14 protein-coding genes are annotated in these 15918 nt (G+C 63.2%); 5 read left to right on the top strand and 9 right to left on the bottom strand.

Annotated elements, in window-relative coordinates; genetic code table 11:
- Positions 1-12: 12 nt before the first annotated feature.
- The 3 genes from BLS26_RS05880 to BLS26_RS05890 are packed head-to-tail and all read right to left on the bottom strand — an operon-like array spanning position 13 to position 3418.
- Positions 13-819, bottom strand: a complete 807-nt coding sequence (locus BLS26_RS05880) for an SDR family NAD(P)-dependent oxidoreductase (RefSeq protein ID WP_092509254.1) — start codon at positions 817-819, stop codon at positions 13-15.
- Positions 816-2165 carry an aromatic ring-hydroxylating dioxygenase subunit alpha gene (locus BLS26_RS05885; RefSeq protein ID WP_092517673.1) on the bottom strand — a complete coding sequence of 450 codons (1350 nt, stop codon included), beginning with the start codon at positions 2163-2165 and terminating at the stop codon, positions 816-818. The genes BLS26_RS05880 and BLS26_RS05885 overlap by 4 nt, the downstream gene beginning before the upstream one ends.
- A 50-nt stretch (positions 2166-2215) precedes the next feature.
- Positions 2216-3418 (bottom strand): ABC transporter substrate-binding protein, encoded by a 1203-nt coding sequence (locus tag BLS26_RS05890; RefSeq protein ID WP_092509256.1) that lies wholly within the window; start codon positions 3416-3418, stop codon positions 2216-2218.
- Between the two features lie 152 nt (positions 3419-3570).
- Between BLS26_RS05890 and BLS26_RS05895 the strand changes: the two genes are divergently transcribed.
- From BLS26_RS05895 to BLS26_RS05915, 3 genes are all read left to right on the top strand, one after another.
- Positions 3571-4431, top strand: a complete 861-nt coding sequence (locus BLS26_RS05895; protein WP_092517675.1) for an IclR family transcriptional regulator — start codon at positions 3571-3573, stop codon at positions 4429-4431.
- A 792-nt stretch (positions 4432-5223) separates the two neighbouring features.
- A complete protein-coding gene (locus BLS26_RS05910) occupies positions 5224-5421 on the top strand; it encodes a hypothetical protein (RefSeq protein ID WP_244541855.1) in 198 nt (65 codons plus the stop codon).
- Positions 5422-5475: 54 nt separating this feature from the next.
- Positions 5476-5682, top strand: coding sequence for a hypothetical protein (locus BLS26_RS05915; protein WP_244541856.1), 207 nt, complete (start codon positions 5476-5478; stop codon positions 5680-5682).
- Between the two features lie 81 nt (positions 5683-5763).
- On the opposite strand, the gene lpxD is transcribed toward BLS26_RS05915, so the two are convergent.
- From lpxD to fliL, 6 genes are all read right to left on the bottom strand, one after another.
- Positions 5764-6822: a UDP-3-O-(3-hydroxymyristoyl)glucosamine N-acyltransferase gene (gene lpxD, locus BLS26_RS05920; protein ID WP_092509262.1), complete on the bottom strand. Its 1059-nt coding sequence runs from the start codon at positions 6820-6822 to the stop codon at positions 5764-5766.
- A 231-nt stretch (positions 6823-7053) separates the two neighbouring features.
- Positions 7054-10911, bottom strand: coding sequence for a hypothetical protein (locus tag BLS26_RS05925; RefSeq protein WP_092509264.1), 3858 nt, complete (start codon positions 10909-10911; stop codon positions 7054-7056).
- A gap of 103 nt (positions 10912-11014) precedes the next feature.
- A complete protein-coding gene (locus BLS26_RS05930) occupies positions 11015-11806 on the bottom strand; it encodes a MotE family protein (RefSeq protein WP_092509266.1) in 792 nt (263 codons plus the stop codon).
- Positions 11803-12249: a DUF6468 domain-containing protein gene (locus BLS26_RS05935; RefSeq protein ID WP_092509268.1), complete on the bottom strand. Its 447-nt coding sequence runs from the start codon at positions 12247-12249 to the stop codon at positions 11803-11805. The genes BLS26_RS05930 and BLS26_RS05935 overlap by 4 nt, the downstream gene beginning before the upstream one ends.
- Positions 12246-13448 carry a flagellar motor switch protein FliM gene (gene fliM, locus BLS26_RS05940; protein WP_092509270.1) on the bottom strand — a complete coding sequence of 401 codons (1203 nt, stop codon included), beginning with the start codon at positions 13446-13448 and terminating at the stop codon, positions 12246-12248. Before fliM ends, BLS26_RS05935 begins: the two co-directional genes overlap by 4 nt.
- Positions 13449-13466: 18 nt before the next feature.
- Entirely contained in the window at positions 13467-13958 is a 492-nt protein-coding gene (fliL, locus tag BLS26_RS05945; protein WP_092509272.1) for a flagellar basal body-associated protein FliL, read from the bottom strand.
- Positions 13959-14343: 385 nt separating this feature from the next.
- Here fliL and flgF point away from each other — a divergent pair, with 385 nt between their 5' ends.
- Both flgF and flgG read left to right on the top strand, forming a co-directional pair.
- Positions 14344-15108: a flagellar basal-body rod protein FlgF gene (gene flgF / locus BLS26_RS05950; protein ID WP_092509274.1), complete on the top strand. Its 765-nt coding sequence runs from the start codon at positions 14344-14346 to the stop codon at positions 15106-15108.
- Between the two features lie 17 nt (positions 15109-15125).
- Entirely contained in the window at positions 15126-15914 is a 789-nt protein-coding gene (gene flgG, locus BLS26_RS05955) for a flagellar basal-body rod protein FlgG (protein WP_092509276.1), read from the top strand.
- Positions 15915-15918 lie beyond the last annotated feature (4 nt).

The following is a 15918-nucleotide window of genomic DNA, read 5'->3' on the forward strand; positions in this document are numbered from 1 at the left end:
ACTTCTCCAGAATTACGGAGCTGATTTTGCGGGAATGGGGCCGCCCTGCTGCGCAAAGCAGCCGACGTCGATCACGGTGCCGGACAGGGTTTCCGCCTCCGGCGACAGCAGGAACGCAACCACGTTGGCGATGTCGTCACCGGTGGCGACACGCCCTGCGGCGGTGCCGGGCGCGCTTTTGCCGAACCGCGCGGCATCGCCGCCGACGCGGCCGAGACTCATGCCGCTGACAATGCCGCCGCCACCGGGAATGACGGTGTTGACGCGAATACGCTGATGAAAGAAGTCGTAGGCCATCGCCGTGCTGAGTGCGGCGACGCCGCCCTTGCTCGCACTGTAGACCGCCATGTTCGGCTTGCCCCAGCCGGCGCCGGACCCGATGTTGACGATCGAGCCCCCGCCCTGCGCGATCATGTGCGGGACGGCGGCGCGGCTGGTCAGATAAGGCCCTTTGAGATTGACGGCGATGATGCGGTCGAAAACCTCTTCATCGGTGTCGAGGACGGTGCCGAGCGGACCGATCGCGGCATTGTTGACGACTGCGTCGATGCGGCCAAAGCGCGCGAGCGCCCGCTCAACCACCTTGGCGACGTCGGCCGACAGCGACACGTCAGCCTCCATCAGTTCTGCGGCAAGGCCGCGTCGCCCGAGTTCTTCGCGGAGCCCGGGGATCGCATGCTGCGCCGTACTGGAAACCTGGGGCGCTTCCAGCCCGAAAGCCACGACCGAATGGCCGCGTTGCGCCAGGCCCAGCGTAATTGCCCGGCCAATGCCAAAGGTGCCGCCGCTGACGAGGACGACTTTTGCCGAGACGCTCACTCTGCGGCCTGCCGGTTGCCCGCGGGCGTGCCCAGCAGTTCAGTCCATTCGCCACTATTCATGTAAGTGGCCCAGCGACGATAGAAACCGCGCGCAATCTGCTCGGTGACCTGCGTGCTCACCTCCCCGCCCAAATGATGGTCGGTGACGTAGGCGCCCATCGACTGCTGGTAGTTGAAGGGATAGCGGCGCGCGACGGTGCCGGTGCTGGCCGCAGTCGCATACAACCAGTTTTCCATGTCGTCCTGTTCGGTCATCCCGGCGGGACCGGAGTAACGCATGTAGTAGCGGCGCAGATAGTCCTTGGCCTCCTTGGGCGCATCCTTGTCGACCAGGAAGAAGCGCCAGCCTTCAGTCGAAGTTGGGCTGTGCGGATGCCAGGCGCAGAGACCGCGCGGCTGCCGACCGTGATAGGAGGTGTTGGGGAAGATGGTGCCGACAAACGGCAACAGTTTTGCCTGCTCGCCGAGCCGTCGCTTTCGTTCCTCGAAACAATGCCGGAAGTATTGTTCCAGGATCGGATTGTCGAGAAACGATTCTACATATTCGTCGGCATCCGGCTGGATCGCCGAGTGCACGCCGTGCCCTTCGGGAAAACTGATCCAGACATGCTGCGCCTTTTCCAGTTCGTCATCGCGCCGGCCCTTCTTGCCGGCCGCAGCACTCGGACCGATGCCGATCAGGTCGACCGACCGGTGACTGGGATTGTGATAGGTATCGCCGAGGAAATTTTCCGCCGCAAACTTCCAGTTGGCGGGGAATACCCATTTGTGCACACCGATCACCTCGGAGCCGCCCTCGCGGCCATCGCGGCAATCCAGTGCCTGGTCGAGATGAATTTTGGCCTTGCCGAGATAGGTGATGAAATCGGGCGCGTCCTTGTCCCAGGTCGCCCAGATCGAACCCTTGTAGTTATGGAGCTTCGCCACCGCGACCAGCGAGTTCGCCTCGCGGTCGAGCACCCCGTCATACAGGTTCCGATGCAGTGGAACGCCTTGCAGCTTGCCGTCGGTGGTGTAGGTCCAGCTATGATAGGGACAGGTGAACAGCGAGGTATTGCCTTGCTCGTAACGGCACACCTTCATGCCGCGATGCCGGCATGAATTGAGAAAGACGTGGATTTCGCTTTTCTTGTCACGGCAGAGGATGACGGATTCTTCGCCCATCCGCGACGTGTAGAAGTCGCCGGGGTTCGGAACCAGGCTTTCGTGACCGACCAAGAGCCACGCCCGCGTGAACACCTTGTCCAGCTCTTCTTTGTAGATGTTCGCGTCCACGAAAATTTCGCGGCTGATGAAGCCGTTGTTGACGTCGACGAGTTGGTCAAAATCGTTCCGCAAGGTCATGCCTTCCTCCACGTTCACCAATCCACGCCGCTCGACGCGGCCGTGGCCGCTTATTTGTCCAGTCTGCAGCCGCCGGCGTCCTCGGGACGAAACGCCTTGTCACCGGGAATGACGGAGATCTTCTCGTAATAGTCCCAGGGATATTGGCTCGCTTCGGGCTTCTTCACCCGATACAGCGACAGATCGTAGATGACGCGGCCGTCGTTGCGGACATGCGCAGGCCGGCCGAAGAAATCGACCGGCAGCTTGCGCATCTCGGCATTGACGGCTTTGGCTTCATCGGTTCCGCCGGCCTGAACAGCCTTCAGATAGTGGCGCACCGCGGCGTAGGTGGCGGCCTGCAATTTGGTCGGCTCGCGCTTTTCGATCGCAAAGAAGCGCTTGGCGAAGGCCCGCGAGCCGTCGTCCTGGTCCCAATAATACTGGGCGGCGATGTACATGCCCTGGGCATCCCTCAGCCCGATCGAATGAACGTCCGAAATGAAGGTCAGCATCCCGACCACGGTCTGGCCGGATTGCTGAAGACCGAATTCATGCGTCTGCTTGACCGCGTTGACAGTGTCGGCGCCGGTGCCGGCGAGCGCCACGACGCTGGCCTTGGAATTCTGTGCGGCCAGCAGAAAGGACGAGAAGTCTGACGTATTGAAGGGATAACGCACCACGCCGAGCACCTTGCCGCCGGCGTCGGTCACCGCCTTGGACGCATCCTTCACCATCGCGGATCCGAACGAGTAGTCGACCGCGACGAAGAACCAGTCCTTGCCGATCCGGCGGCTGAGCTCACCGACCAGGCCGGCTGACAGCGCGTAGGTGTCGTCGGCCCAATGCGTGACGACGGGAGAACATTTTTCGCCGGTCAGTTCGGACGTTGCAGCGCCCGAGACCAAAGCGGTTCGATTGCTCTGCGTGGCAAGCCCCGCGACGGCAAGGCCGACCGAACTGACGGCAAGATCGGTCACCGCATCGACATGCCCGATGTCGAACCACTGACGTGCAATTCCGACGGCGATATCGGGCTTGTTCTGATGGTCCGCCGAAATGATCTCGACCGGCTTGCCGAGCACCGTGTTGTGAAAATCCTCGGCCGCAAGTTTCGCCGCCGTCACCGAGCCGGGACCGCCGAGATCGCGCCCGCTGCCATAGTCACCCAGCACCGCGATGCGCACGACACCGTCGGAGATACCAGATCCATCCGGTTCGGCCTGCGCCACGGACGACAGGAGCGTCAGGGCCGCGATCGAGGATGCCGCCATACTCGCATGGGTGCCGCTGTACCGAAGCAATTTCCTACCTCCCGCGATGTGTCCACTAGATGGACATCATTATCATATTTCGATATACTATGGCCCTCAACCGGATGGTCAAGCGCCTTGTGCGCAGGCGGCCCTGCAAAAATTGGTGGTCGATGACGAAGAAGCCCAAGGAAACGGTGAAGGAAACGGTGAAGACGGAAGCAACGAGTGCGGACAACGGCGCGGCCGGGGTGCGCGCCGTCGATCGCGCCATTGCCATCCTGCAATGCTTCACGCCGGATCAACCGGCGCTGAGCGTCATCGAAATCCAGAAGCGTGTCGGACTGAGCCGCCCCACCCTCTACCGGTTGCTGCAGACGCTGGCGCAGCGCGATCTCATTCTTGCCGAAGGCGATCCGCAGCGCTTCCGGCTTTCGCACGGCGTGATGAAGCTGTCGCATGTGTGGCTGAAGGGCCTCGACGTCGTCGCATTGGCGCGGTCGATCGTCGAAGGCCTGCGTGATCTCACCGGCGAGACCGCCGCCTTGTTCAAACTGCAGGAAGATCGCGGCATCTGCATCCTGGAATGCGAGAGCCGGCACATGCTCTCGATCAGCCGCGGCGTCGGCGATAGCTCGAGCCTCACCAGGGGCTCGACCGGCAGGGCCATGCTGGGGTTCATGGAGCCGCAACGCCAGGCGGAAATTCTCTCGACAATTCCGAGAGGCGCACAGCGCGCCAAGCTGGAAGAGGAAATCAAACTGGCGCGACAGCGGGGCTATGCGACCAGCCGCGGCGAGATCTTCGTCGGCGCGGTGGCGGTGTCCGCGCCCTATTTCGATCATCGCGGCAACGTCGTCGGCTCGGTCGGCATCTACGGCCCCAGCGCCCGCATCGACGAGCCAAAGATGCTCGAATATTCAAAACTGGCGCGCAAGGCCGGACGGGAAATTTCGACAGTCCTGGGGTTTGGGGAGAACGACCTGGCTGCGACAACGGACGCCGCATCGTCGCGGATTCACCGCCACCCTTGACAGATTGAATCTTGGAAGCGGTGCGGAATCCGTCATTTCAAGGCTTGCACAATAGGACGGCACCGACGCGGGGCTTTTCGCCAGCTGGAAGGCGCTCCAACCCATTAATTTTGGAAAGTGAGCAAAATTGAACAGACCGAAGGAAAGCAGAAGGGTCAATCTGCTTGCATCACCGATCCGCTTCGGCATCCGTCCGGTGACTGAGAGTGCTGGAACGCTCCCGCCCAATGCAGGGAAGCATCATGACTTCAGCCCAGCAGTTTCTGAGCGCTATTGAGCGCCGTCGCTGTCTCCATTGCCGGACGCGGATGATGCTGGAACGCGTGTCGCCGGGGCCCACCGGTTTCGAGCACAGGTTGTTCCAATGCCCCAAATGCGATCACGTCGAGATAAGCGTCATCGCATCGGACCCCTTCCAGTCGAAAGCAGTCGGATGGCTGGCCGGCGAACCCAGAGCACCGCATTGAGGTAACTTCCATGCTCGAAAAACAAAACCAGGGCCCGCAATGCACGGCTTGCGGTTCTCCCATGAAGCTTTCGGCGATTGAGCCGAGCAGTACGGGCCAGGATTTGCGAACGTTTAGTTGCCCCATCTGCAAAAGAGTCGAGAGACATATCATCGAAAGTCTGGTGACGGAGGCCTGGCTGGAGCCGCGACGCACCATCAAAGGCCGCGGGGAAAACACCATCACCCACGAGATTGATCGCGGACGCATGATTCCGAAGAGGACACATTAGATTGGCTGACATCCTCGTAACCAGGTATCGACGATGCGAAAGTTCTTTTTCGATATGAAAGACGGCGTCCCGACGCGAGACCGCATCGGGATCGAGTTCAACACGAATGCTGAAGCGATCAGTCACTGCAAGGAGATCGCGCAGGACTTCCGCGACAACAGCCTGCGGGACGACAAGGACCTCGAGATACTGGTCGTCAACGAAAACGGGAGGGAGATTCATCGCGAGTTTGTTCACCGCGAGCCGCAATAAAACCGGCAGGTCGGATTGCCCTGCAAGAACCCGCTCCAAACCGAGTGACCAAAAATGATGACCAACTCGACTCTCGAGTTCGAACGCTTGCTGGGAAAGGCCGCGCTCGCACTGTGGCCGGACCTGCCTCGCGACGTGCAGGAGATCCTTTTCGAAACCGCCGTGGTCGGCGACGTCACCATTCGAAACCATTTGGCTTCGTACCTGCACGACCACCGTCCGAAAACGGCGCAGCCATCAAAGTCGGCGCAGTTGGCGTAAAGCGGGCTGCAATATTGATGGGGTGACGCCTTGTCACCCCGCTGCACGCATCGACACTGGCGGCTATTTCCGATCAGCCCATCAGGATAATGGCTCGTCATTGATGTGAAGCCGTTGCTCGGCGAGCAACTCGACCATCCTGTGCTGCCTGAAGAATTTCTTGGTCGGTCGCGCAGGAAACCCTGCCCAGCGCTCGCCCGCCGGAATATCCCGCGTCACCCCGCTCGCGCCCGCGATCTGCGCACCGTCTCCAATCGTCAGGTGCGGCGCGATGCCGCTTTGCCCTCCGACCGCGACAAAATTTCCCAAAGTGGTTGAACCTGCAATTCCGGCCTGCGCCGCGATGACGCAATTTCGGCCGATAACGACGTTGTGGGCAATTTGAACAAGGTTGTCGATCTTGCAGCCTTGCCCGATCACCGTGTTGCGTATCGAGCCGCGATCAATGGTGGTGTTTGCGCCAATCTCGACAAGGTCGTGAACGATGACGGCCCCGATTTGCGCCACCTTCAAATGGCCTTCACGGCCCAGCGAAAAGCCGAAGCCATCCTGTCCGATCGCGACGCCAGGGTGGATGATGACGTGATCGCCGACCGAAGCGTGCGTGATCGCGCAACCGGCACCGATCGAGCACGAACGCCCAATGACGACGCCAGGACCGATCACCGCGTTCGGTCCGATACAGGTGAATTCGCCGATTTGTGCGTCAGGCCCTATCATGGCGCCGGGATCGATGGTGACGCCCTCGCCGAGGATGGCCGTCTCATGGACAACAGCTCTTTCAGAGACGCCCGTCATTCCAAAGGTGGACCTCGGACTGGCCGCACCGGGATAGAGCAACGCCAGCACCAGACAGTAGATCCGGTACGGATCCGGCGTGACGAATTGAAATGTACCGGCCGGAACAAACTCGCTGAACCGCGGCGACACAAGGCATGCCCGCGCCTTGGTGTTCTTGAGGTCATCGAGATATTTGCGGTTGTCCATATAGCACAGGTCGACAGCGGAAGCCGATTCCAGAGGGGCTACCGCCGAAATCATAAAGTCGATATTCGGACTGGACAGACCGGCAATCTGCGCAATTTCGCGACCTGCCAACACGCGGTGAGCAGTGAAGAATGGCAAAGCCTGTGCTGGCATGGTGCTCTTTACGTTGAATGCGTGGGTAGAGCGCCATGCAAACTTGTGGATCGGGTGCGGTCAGCCTAGCAAATCGCCGGCCCGGATAGTGCTTTATTTTGTTTCCAGCGACGCTCAAAGGGCCGCAATCCGGACCCGGCCACGTCTTGCTTGCGTCACAAACGCCTCGCGGCTCCCGGCGATGGGCTCAATGGTGAGACGTTGTGCCGTCTGCGCTGAGGCGCAGCGCCCCTACCGCGACGCCTCGGCCCGCTTGACGCCGACGATCGCGGGCAACGAGCCGGTGTGGGCGGGCTCGCTCTTCGGCTCACCCTTTGCTTCCGGCGGCAATGTCGCGCGCGCGGTGGCGTCGGGGAAGCGGATCTTCATTTCGCGGATGAAGCCGTCGAGCGTATCGACGCTGGCGGCCATTTTCGCAATCAGGGCAAATTCGGTGCTGCTGGAAGACGCCGGCTTGCTGGCCATGTCGAACGCCTGCCGGTCGGCATCGCCGGACATCAGCGGCGCATACTTCTCGCGGAAGCGCGCCAGCCCGATCGCGTCCTCGGCCAGCGCGTAGCCGACCACCGCGCGGATCACGTCGGCCTTCTCGGCCGCGTTCAGCGGTTTGAAGTCGCGCCAGCGGTCGGCGTAATACAGCTCGATCTGTTCGGAGGCCTCGCGCCACTGCCGCGACGCCCAGTAGATGTCGGAGCGCAGCCTGATCGCCTCGCGGCCGGTGATGTTGGAGATGATGTCGAGCGCGAGGTCATGCCGCCCGACGTCGCTTTGCGCGCGCGATTCCAGGAGCAGCCGCTGCTGCCGCAGTTCGCCCGAGAGATCGGCGATGCGCGTCGAGCGCAATGCTGCAATGGCGCGGTCCGGCTTGCGGTTGGAGAGGTACACCATGGCAAGCCGCGCCGCCACCTGCGCCCGCGCGGCACCCTCGAGCCGCTTGTCGACCTGGTATTGCAACAGCTCGGCCGCCTGGTCGAGCAGGTCGACCGCAACCAGCCGCTCGGCCAGACGCCGGATCATCTCGTCGCCGCGGCGGCCGATCGGCGTCAATTCGCGGTACTCGTAGAACATGCCGAGCGCGTCGATCGGCTTCATGTCCTCGCCCTTGGGGCTGAGATAGAGCTGGGCGAACAGCGCCGACGCCGCGTCCTGGGCCTGCCGCGACAGTTCCGCATTCGGCTGCAGCCGGGTCGCGGTCTTCACGGCGGCAAAGGAATCCGAGTAGCGCGCGGTATCGGCATAGATCTGCGCCATTCTCTGTAATGTCTTGACCTCGATGGCGTCGCCGCGCCAGATCGCCGACAGCGTCTCCAGTTCGCGCAACACTTCGGCCTGGCCCATCTCGCCGCGCTTCTGGCGCAGCAGCACCCAGAGCTGCCGGCCTTCCGCCGCCGCCTGCCGGTTATCGGTGCTGGCGGCGAACTTGTAGGCGTCGAGCGCATCCTTGTCGTAGCCGAGCGCTTCGGCGAGCCGGCCGCGCAGCACCGCGATCTCCGGCTTCATCGCGTCGGGAACGCCGATCACGTCGAGCTCGCTGCGACGGCGCGAGGCGCCGGCGTAATCCTTGACCTCGAGCGAAGCCCGCATCGCATCCGCGGTCACGATGCGCTGCAGATCCAGCGGCAGCGAGGCGATGGCGAATTCCGCATTCTTGAACTTCTCGCGGGCATCGGCCCATTTTTCCTGGCGGGCAAAGGCAAAGCCCTTCCACAATTGGGAATCATAGCCGTTGCCGATCGCGGGATTGGCAAGATCCTTCAGCGCGCGCTCGGGATGGCCGATCAGGATAGAGGCCACCGCATGCACCATCATCACGGCAGCCTCTTCGCTGCCCTGCTTGGTCTCGGAATAGATCAGGTTGGTGACCCCGCGCGCTTCCTGATACATCGCGCGCGCCATGTAGAAGTTGGCGAGATCGAGCCGGGCCAGGGTCTTCTGCTCGGGCTCGGCAGTGGCCGCAGCCTTGATCAGCGCATCGAGCCGCGGCAGAAAATTTTCATCCTGGTTCTTGCGCCATTCGATCGGGTCGAACAGCGGCCGCACCGCCGCCGTGGCGCGTTCGGCGGCGACGTCGGCCGATGACAGCGTCAGCCCGCCCGGCCGGCCGAGCATCACCTTGTCGGAGCCGACCTCGGCGGAGATGTCGTCGGAATTCGGATGCACCACCACACCGTGACCGGATTCCAGCAGCGACAGTTCGACGAAATCCTGCCGCTTGATGAAGCCACGGACCGGCGGCGGCGCGGTGACCACCAGCAGCGTATCGCCGGCGTCGGGATCGACCAGTTTGTATAGCTGGCCGGGATTCGCCAGTGGCACGCTGACATTGGCGAGCGCGGGATCGGTGATGTTGCGCAACACCATCAACGGCAGCGGCGGCGCCTGCACGCGATCGGCAAAAGTCAGCGTCCACTCGATGCCGCCGCCGCGCGGATCGCTTTCCAGCGACGGCATCTGCGGCCGGTTCAGGCGAATGCGGATGGCCTGGCCCTTGTCCAGCGGCAACGGGCTGACGTCGCCGATGATGGCGCCGCCCTTGGCGCGGAACGGCTCGAGATCGACGAACCCGGCCTTGTCGAACACCAGCCATACAGTATCGGCGCGGCGGAACATCGCAGCCGGTGTCGGCGAGGCAAAGGTGAAGGTCACGCGCAGGCCGTCGCTGTCGCGCCGTGCGTCGACGGTTGCCGCTTTCGGGCCGGCTTGCGCCGCGGGCCCGGGAGCCATCTTCTTCGGAGCCTCGGCCTTGTTGGTTTCAGACTTGTTAGTTTCAGACTTGTTAGTTTCAGACTTGGGAGCCTCAGCCGCGGCAGCCTTGACCGGCTCCGTGGCCGGCTTCGTCGCCGCGGGTTTTGCCGCTTCCGCCGCAGGCTCCGCCGGCTTGACGGTTTCCTTGATGCTTTCTTTGGCGGCTTCCTTCGCAGGCTCGAGCGGCTGCGCAACTTTCTCAGGCGCGACGGACGCCATCTCGGCGGCGGGTGCGGCGTGCTCCGACGCGGGCGACGCCATCTCGGCCATGGGCTGGCCGGGCCTGATTTCGATATTGGCCTGCTCGGCAATCGCTTCCGACGTCACCGGCGCCAGCGGCGCGGGCTCTTCTTGCGGCATCGCGTTGGCCGGCGCTTCGCGGGGAAGCTGAGCCACGGGCTTGACCTGCGCCGGACCATGTTTCGCTGCCGGGGCATGCGCCGCAGCCGGGGCGCGCGCGGCCGCGGCGGGCGGCGCAAGCGCGTCCGCCACCGTGGGCTTGTCGGCCTGCTGGAACGCGACGTCGACGACGTAGTTCTTTTCCTCGCGGAACGAATGGACGTCGACCTCGCCGATCAGGAGGATATCGACCGCGGAAGAATCGGTATCGGTGCGCTGCGTGATCGAGGCGACATTCGGCGGAGCCGCCACCTTGGCGTCGGCGAGATCGAAGTTCAGCACGTTGTTGAACTGCAACGTCAGTTTTTGATCGTTGAGCACCGACGACACGTTGACGCCATCAGGCATCTCGAACACGAAGCGCACGAAGGTCGGCTGCACCGAGGCGCGGACGCGAACCGGCGGTTTCTTCTTGGCGGCATTGACCGCCAACTGCGCCCGCAGTGCGCGTTCGGCAAGCCGCGCCCGCTCGGACAGTTCGCGAATGACTTCGGCCGGCAGCGACGGCGGCGGACCGGTCCAGCTATCGGGCAGGAAGTCGACGAAAATCCGCTCGCCCGCCGTCATGGTGTTGACGGTGGCCCGCCGCGCCAGCGACAGCCGGATCGCCGTGCCGTCGGGATCACGGCGCGCCGAGCCGACATAATCGGGCACGGCGTCCGACAGCTTGTCGACGGGAATGTCCACCGGACGCTTGAAGCGGATCACGATGATCGAGCCGGCGGTGGTGACGTCGGACTCGACGTCCTCGGCGAGCTTCAGCATCAGCCGCGCGTACCCGCCGGAAGCCGAAAACGTCGCCTCGCCCTTGACCGGGTCGTCGGCATGCGCCGCTTGCGGGAATGTCAGGCCGGCCAAGAGCGGCGCCAAGACAAGGCAATGCCGGGCCGTCCGCGCCAATGCGCGGCCGAGCAACGAAACTCCAGCGGCAGCCCTTCGCCCCATCCGGGAAATCTCTTGGCCTTGAATACCTAAAGCGGCGAAGCGCCCTCGCCGGCTCGTTTGAATCTTGAATTGGCCGGCTTAAGGTTTTGTTAAATATGCCGTTTCAATTGGCCTTTTGCTGCAGCATCTTGCCTTCGATCTTCGGCAGTTCGGCCGTGGCATTCGATTTGTCGCCGCTGGCGCGGCGGGCCAGCTCCACCGTCAGCCGCTCGGCGGCCTCCGGCTGCATCAGGCCCAGGATATCGGACATCTTGCGCGGCGCGATCTGCGAGGCGATGTCGTAGAGCACGGACATCTCCAGCCGGTCGAACACTTTTGCGGCGTCCTTCGGCTTCATGCCTTCATACATCGTGATGATGCCCTTGAAGCGGGCGGCGTCCTGCTCGGCCTTCTGGCCGGAAGCGCCGGAAATCCGCGCTTCGACCGCCTTCGCCTCCTCGGCACGCGCATCGATGCGCTTCTCGGCCGCCTTCAACAGGCTCTCGCGAATTTCGACCTCGCGCGCGCGCTGTTCCAGTTCCTGGCGGCGCGTCTGCAGCCGCTCGAGAATGGCGCGCTCCGACGGCGACACCGCCTGCGGGCCTTGATCGGGAAACACCACGACGCCATCGGGCTTCGGCGGCTCGGTGCCGGGGGCCGACGGCTTCGGCGCTTCTTCCTTCTTCTCTTCCTTGGGCGCGCCGTGGGTCGAGCCGGTAATGTCATCCGGATCGATCTTCTGCCCGCCGGGGAAGCCGAGGTTTTCCTGCGCCCACGACATCTTGGCCGGCTTGTTCGGCTGGTAGTCGAACACGTAGCCGCCATCGAGCACCAGGCCCGCGATCTTCAGCACGGCAAGGCCGAAGATCGCAACCAGAACGACGGGCAGGACTCTGACGTCGCGGAACGATTTCATGCAGCGAGGCCATCCGTCCTTCGGCGCTCGGTGAACGCCTGCGCCGCCGCGGCAACCGCTTTCGCCGCCGAAACCTTCGGCGCGGCCGCAGCAAGTGCCTCTTCAGGCGTCGCCGGCCGGGCTGCGGCCGCGATCTTGGACAGGCGGCGGATCACGCCGTCGCCTTCGGCGAGCTGGCTCTTCAGATGCATCGACATCTGGGTTGCGGCGGTGATCTGGCTGCCGAGATGTTCGTTGACGTCGCGCACGGTGTGCTTGAGGCCGCCGATCGCGCGCTCGGCGATTTCGGTGGCGGTGATCAACTCGCCGATCGTGGCTTTCAGCGAATGTTCGTCCGCCTTCAGCCGCTTCAGGCGCTTGTTGAGCACCATGCAGTAACCGATCGTGAGCATCAGCAGCACCGCCACCAGACTCTCGATCACGATTCCGAGGGAATGATTCATTGTGCCTCCATCAACTTGGTTTGCTCGTCGGCCTTCTCGAACATCGCGAAGGTGGTGTTGGGCTTGCGCAGCGGCTTGGTGACGCGGATGGCGACGCGGTCGCCGACCCGGCCCATCCGCCCTTCGGTCAGGATGACGTTGCCGCAACGCACCGACACCAGCGCGTCGGCGCGCATTTCCAGCGGCAGCGTGTCGCCGACCTTCAGCTTCATCAGATGCTTGAGCGGAATGTCGGCCTCATACAGCACCGCATCGACGGAGATCTCGGCCTGCGCCACTTCGGTCGCAAAGTGGCCTTCCCAGATCGGATCACGGCCGAACTTTTCGCCCATGAACATCTGGAGCAGAACCGGGCGGATCGGCTCGATGGTCGCGTAGGGCAGCAGCAATTCGATGTTGCCGCCGCGGTCTTCCATGTCGATGCGCAGCCGCACCAGGATCGCGGCGTTGGCGGGCCGGGAAATCGCGGCAAAGCGCGGGTTGGTCTCCAGCCGGTCGATCGAGAACGTCACCGGCGACAGCGGCCGGAACGCCTGCTCGGCGTCGGCCAGCACGACCTCGACCAGCCGCTTCACCAGGTTGGTTTCGATGGTGGTGTAGGGCCGGCCCTCGATGCGCAGCGAGGTCTGGCCGCGGCGGCCGCCGAGCAGCACGTCGATGATCGAGTAGATCAGGCTGGAATCAACCGTGGCGAGGCCAAAATTTTCCCACTCCTCGGCCTTGAACACCGAGAGCACCGCCGGCAGCGGGATCGAGTTCATGTAATCGCCGAAGCGCACCGAGGTGATGCGGTCGAGCGAGACTTCGACGTTGTCGGAGGTGAAATTGCGCAAGCTCGTCGTCATCAACCGCACCAGGCGGTCGAACACGATTTCGAGCATCGGCAGACGCTCGTAGGACACCATCGCGGAATCGATGATGGCGCGGATGCCGGAATGGTCGTCGAGATTGACATCGCCGACGGTGAAACCGAGCAGGTTGTCGATTTCCTCCTGCGACAGAACGCGTTCGCCGGAATTCTTGTTGCCGAACTCGCGACCGCCATCCTCGACCATGGCGGCCCATTGCAGCGCCATGCTTTCGGAGAGTTCGTTGGCCGCGGCCTCTTCCGCTGCCGCCGCGGGATCTTCGGAGTCGAGCGAAGCTTCCCATTGCGCGGCAATGGCGTCCTGGTCCATCTGGTCTTTGTTGACGGCCATGGCGCTAGACCTGTTCCATCACTGAACCACGATTTCCTTGAACAACACGGCTGAGACCACTTGCGGCGCCACCGCGTTGTTGACGCGCTTGGTCAGCTCTTCCTTCAGCCGGAACAAACCGGCCGAGCCGTTGATGTCGGAGGGGCGCAGTTCGCGCAGATAGGTCTGGAACAGGTCGGTGACGCGCGGCAGGTTCGGCTTGATCGCCTCGACCTGCTTCTCTTCCTTGACCTCGAGCACGATCTTGACCCGGAGATATTGCACGCGCTCGCCGGGCGCGCCGACCAGGTTGACCATCATGTCGGGCACTTCGACAAAGGACGGTGGCTTCGGCGGCGGCGCTTCGGCGTGCGCCTCCTCGCCATGGCCGCGCATGAAGAAGAACCAGCCGCCGCCGCCGCCGAGGATGGCGACGAACCCGACCAGCGCAATGATCAGCTTCAGCTTGCCCTTTTTGGCCGGAATGGCGTCTGCGCCATCTGCGCCTTCCGCCGGTTCGCTATCAGCCATTGCCCCGCCCGATCCATCTGGATGCGAACACGGTTGCCACCGACCGGGATCAACAAAGGCCCCTAACGCGAAACAAAAGCCGCCAGCGCACACGCGCTCTCAATAAATGCAACGCTACGGTAACAATGGTTAACGGAACCTTTCCGGTTGGGGCCAACTAGGAAAAAACTGCCGGGCAAACATGGTCAACAAGACCTTTCTGCCGCCCGCGCCGCCCCCCTGCAAAACACCTAACTCCTTCACAAACCGCAATTTTCCGAGTTGGCACGGCTTTCGCTGAGGTGATTGCGAACCGGCGGGCTTGGGAGAGCTCAAGGGTTCACGGGATCCGGCGGGCGGCTTGGGAGAGCAGGCTTCAAGGATCGAGCAAAAGGGGAGATTCCCGATGGAGAATACGCTTCTCGTCGGACTATCACGGCAGATGACGCTGGAACGGCAGATGGATGTCGTCGCCAACAATGTCGCCAACATCAACACCAACGGCTTCAAGGCCGACCGCTCGCTGTTCGAGGAATTCCTCAACTCGGGTGCGCACGAAGACAATTTTACGCGCGCCGACCGCCGGGTCTCCTTTGTGCAGGACCGCGGCACCTTCCACGATTTCGCAGGAGGGAATACCGAGCTGACCAAGAACCCGCTCGACGTCGCGATCGACGGCGGCGGCTTCCTGACGGTGCAGACCCCGGCCGGCGAGCGCTACACCAAGGACGGCGGCCTGCAGATCAACAACCAGGGCCAGCTCGTGACCGCGGGCGGCAACCCCGTGCTCGGTGCCTCCGGCCCGATCGTGTTCCAGCCGACCGACCATGACATCTCCATTGCCCCCGACGGCAACATCACCGTGGTCGAGGGCACCAGCCATCTCGACTCGGTCCGCGGCAAGCTGCGGATCGCCTCGTTCGCCGACGCCCAGAAGCTGATCAAGGACGGCAGCAACCTGTTCGCGGCCGGTCCCGGCGCCGCCGCCCAGCCCGACAGCGTCTCGCGGGTGCGTCAGGGCTTCGTCGAGAAGTCGAACGTCAATTCTGTGACCGAGATGAGCCGCATGATCGAGATCACGCGGACCTACACCCAGATTTCGGCGCTGTTGTCGCAGCAGAGCGACCTGCACAAATCCGCAATCGAGAAACTCGCCGACGTTCCGGCATAACCGCAAGGCATTGATCGATGCGCGCCCTATACACAGCAGCGACCGGCATGGCGGCACAGGAACTCAACGTTCAGGTGATCTCCAACAACATCGCGAACCTGCGCACCACCGGCTACAAGAAGCAGCGCGCGGCGTTCCAGGACCTGATCTATGACCATGTGCGCCGCGTCGGCGCCCAGGCGTCCGACCAGGGCACCATCCTGCCGGTCGGCGTCGACATCGGCGGCGGCGTCAAGACCGTCGGCACCCCGCGGCTGATGAGCCAGGGCACGCTGTCGCAGACCGGCAACGACCTCGACATCGCGATCCGCGGCGAAGGCTTCTTCAAGATCCAGATGCCCGACGGCACCTACACCTATACCCGCGACGGCTCGTTCCAGATGGACGCGACGGGCCGCGTCGTCAACGCGCAGGGCAATCCGGTGCAGCCGACGATCACGATCCCCCAAAACGCCTCCGGCATCACCATCAACGCGCAGGGCCAGCTCTCGGTCACCCTGCCCGGCTCGACCACGCCGACCACGGTCGGCCAGATCGGCCTTACTCGCTTTATCAACAAGGCCGGCCTCAATCCGATCGGCGACAACCTGTTCACGGATACGCCGGCCTCCGGCACGCCGCAGGACGGCATCGCCAATACCGACGGTTTCGGCGACATGCAGCAGTCCAACCTCGAACAGGCCAACGTCGAGGTGGTTTCGGAAATCTCCGACCTGATCGCCGCTCAGCGCGCCTACGAGATGAACGCCAAGGTGGTCAGCGCCGCCGATCAGATGCTGCAGTCCACCTCCAACATGTTCCGCTGAGGAT

This window comes from Afipia sp. GAS231, assembly GCF_900103365.1.
Taxonomy (GTDB): domain Bacteria; phylum Pseudomonadota; class Alphaproteobacteria; order Rhizobiales; family Xanthobacteraceae; genus Bradyrhizobium.

Excerpts from the sequence above, each read along its gene's own strand:
- BLS26_RS05885 (WP_092517673.1), bottom strand. The coding sequence starts at position 2,165 with ATGACCTTGCGGAACGATTTTGACCAACTCGTCGACGTCAACAACGGC.
- BLS26_RS05890 (WP_092509256.1), bottom strand. The coding sequence starts at position 3,418 with ATGGCGGCATCCTCGATCGCGGCCCTGACGCTCCTGTCGTCCGTGGCG.
- BLS26_RS05895 (WP_092517675.1), top strand. The coding sequence starts at position 3,571 with ATGACGAAGAAGCCCAAGGAAACGGTGAAGGAAACGGTGAAGACGGAA.
- BLS26_RS05910 (WP_244541855.1), top strand. The coding sequence starts at position 5,224 with ATGAAAGACGGCGTCCCGACGCGAGACCGCATCGGGATCGAGTTCAAC.
- BLS26_RS05915 (WP_244541856.1), top strand. The coding sequence starts at position 5,476 with ATGATGACCAACTCGACTCTCGAGTTCGAACGCTTGCTGGGAAAGGCC.
- lpxD (WP_092509262.1), bottom strand. The coding sequence starts at position 6,822 with ATGCCAGCACAGGCTTTGCCATTCTTCACTGCTCACCGCGTGTTGGCA.
- BLS26_RS05925 (WP_092509264.1), bottom strand. The coding sequence starts at position 10,911 with ATGGGGCGAAGGGCTGCCGCTGGAGTTTCGTTGCTCGGCCGCGCATTG.
- BLS26_RS05930 (WP_092509266.1), bottom strand. The coding sequence starts at position 11,806 with ATGAAATCGTTCCGCGACGTCAGAGTCCTGCCCGTCGTTCTGGTTGCG.
- BLS26_RS05935 (WP_092509268.1), bottom strand. The coding sequence starts at position 12,249 with ATGAATCATTCCCTCGGAATCGTGATCGAGAGTCTGGTGGCGGTGCTG.
- fliM (WP_092509270.1), bottom strand. The coding sequence starts at position 13,448 with ATGGCCGTCAACAAAGACCAGATGGACCAGGACGCCATTGCCGCGCAA.
- fliL (WP_092509272.1), bottom strand. The coding sequence starts at position 13,958 with ATGGCTGATAGCGAACCGGCGGAAGGCGCAGATGGCGCAGACGCCATT.
- flgF (WP_092509274.1), top strand. The coding sequence starts at position 14,344 with ATGGAGAATACGCTTCTCGTCGGACTATCACGGCAGATGACGCTGGAA.
- flgG (WP_092509276.1), top strand. The coding sequence starts at position 15,126 with ATGCGCGCCCTATACACAGCAGCGACCGGCATGGCGGCACAGGAACTC.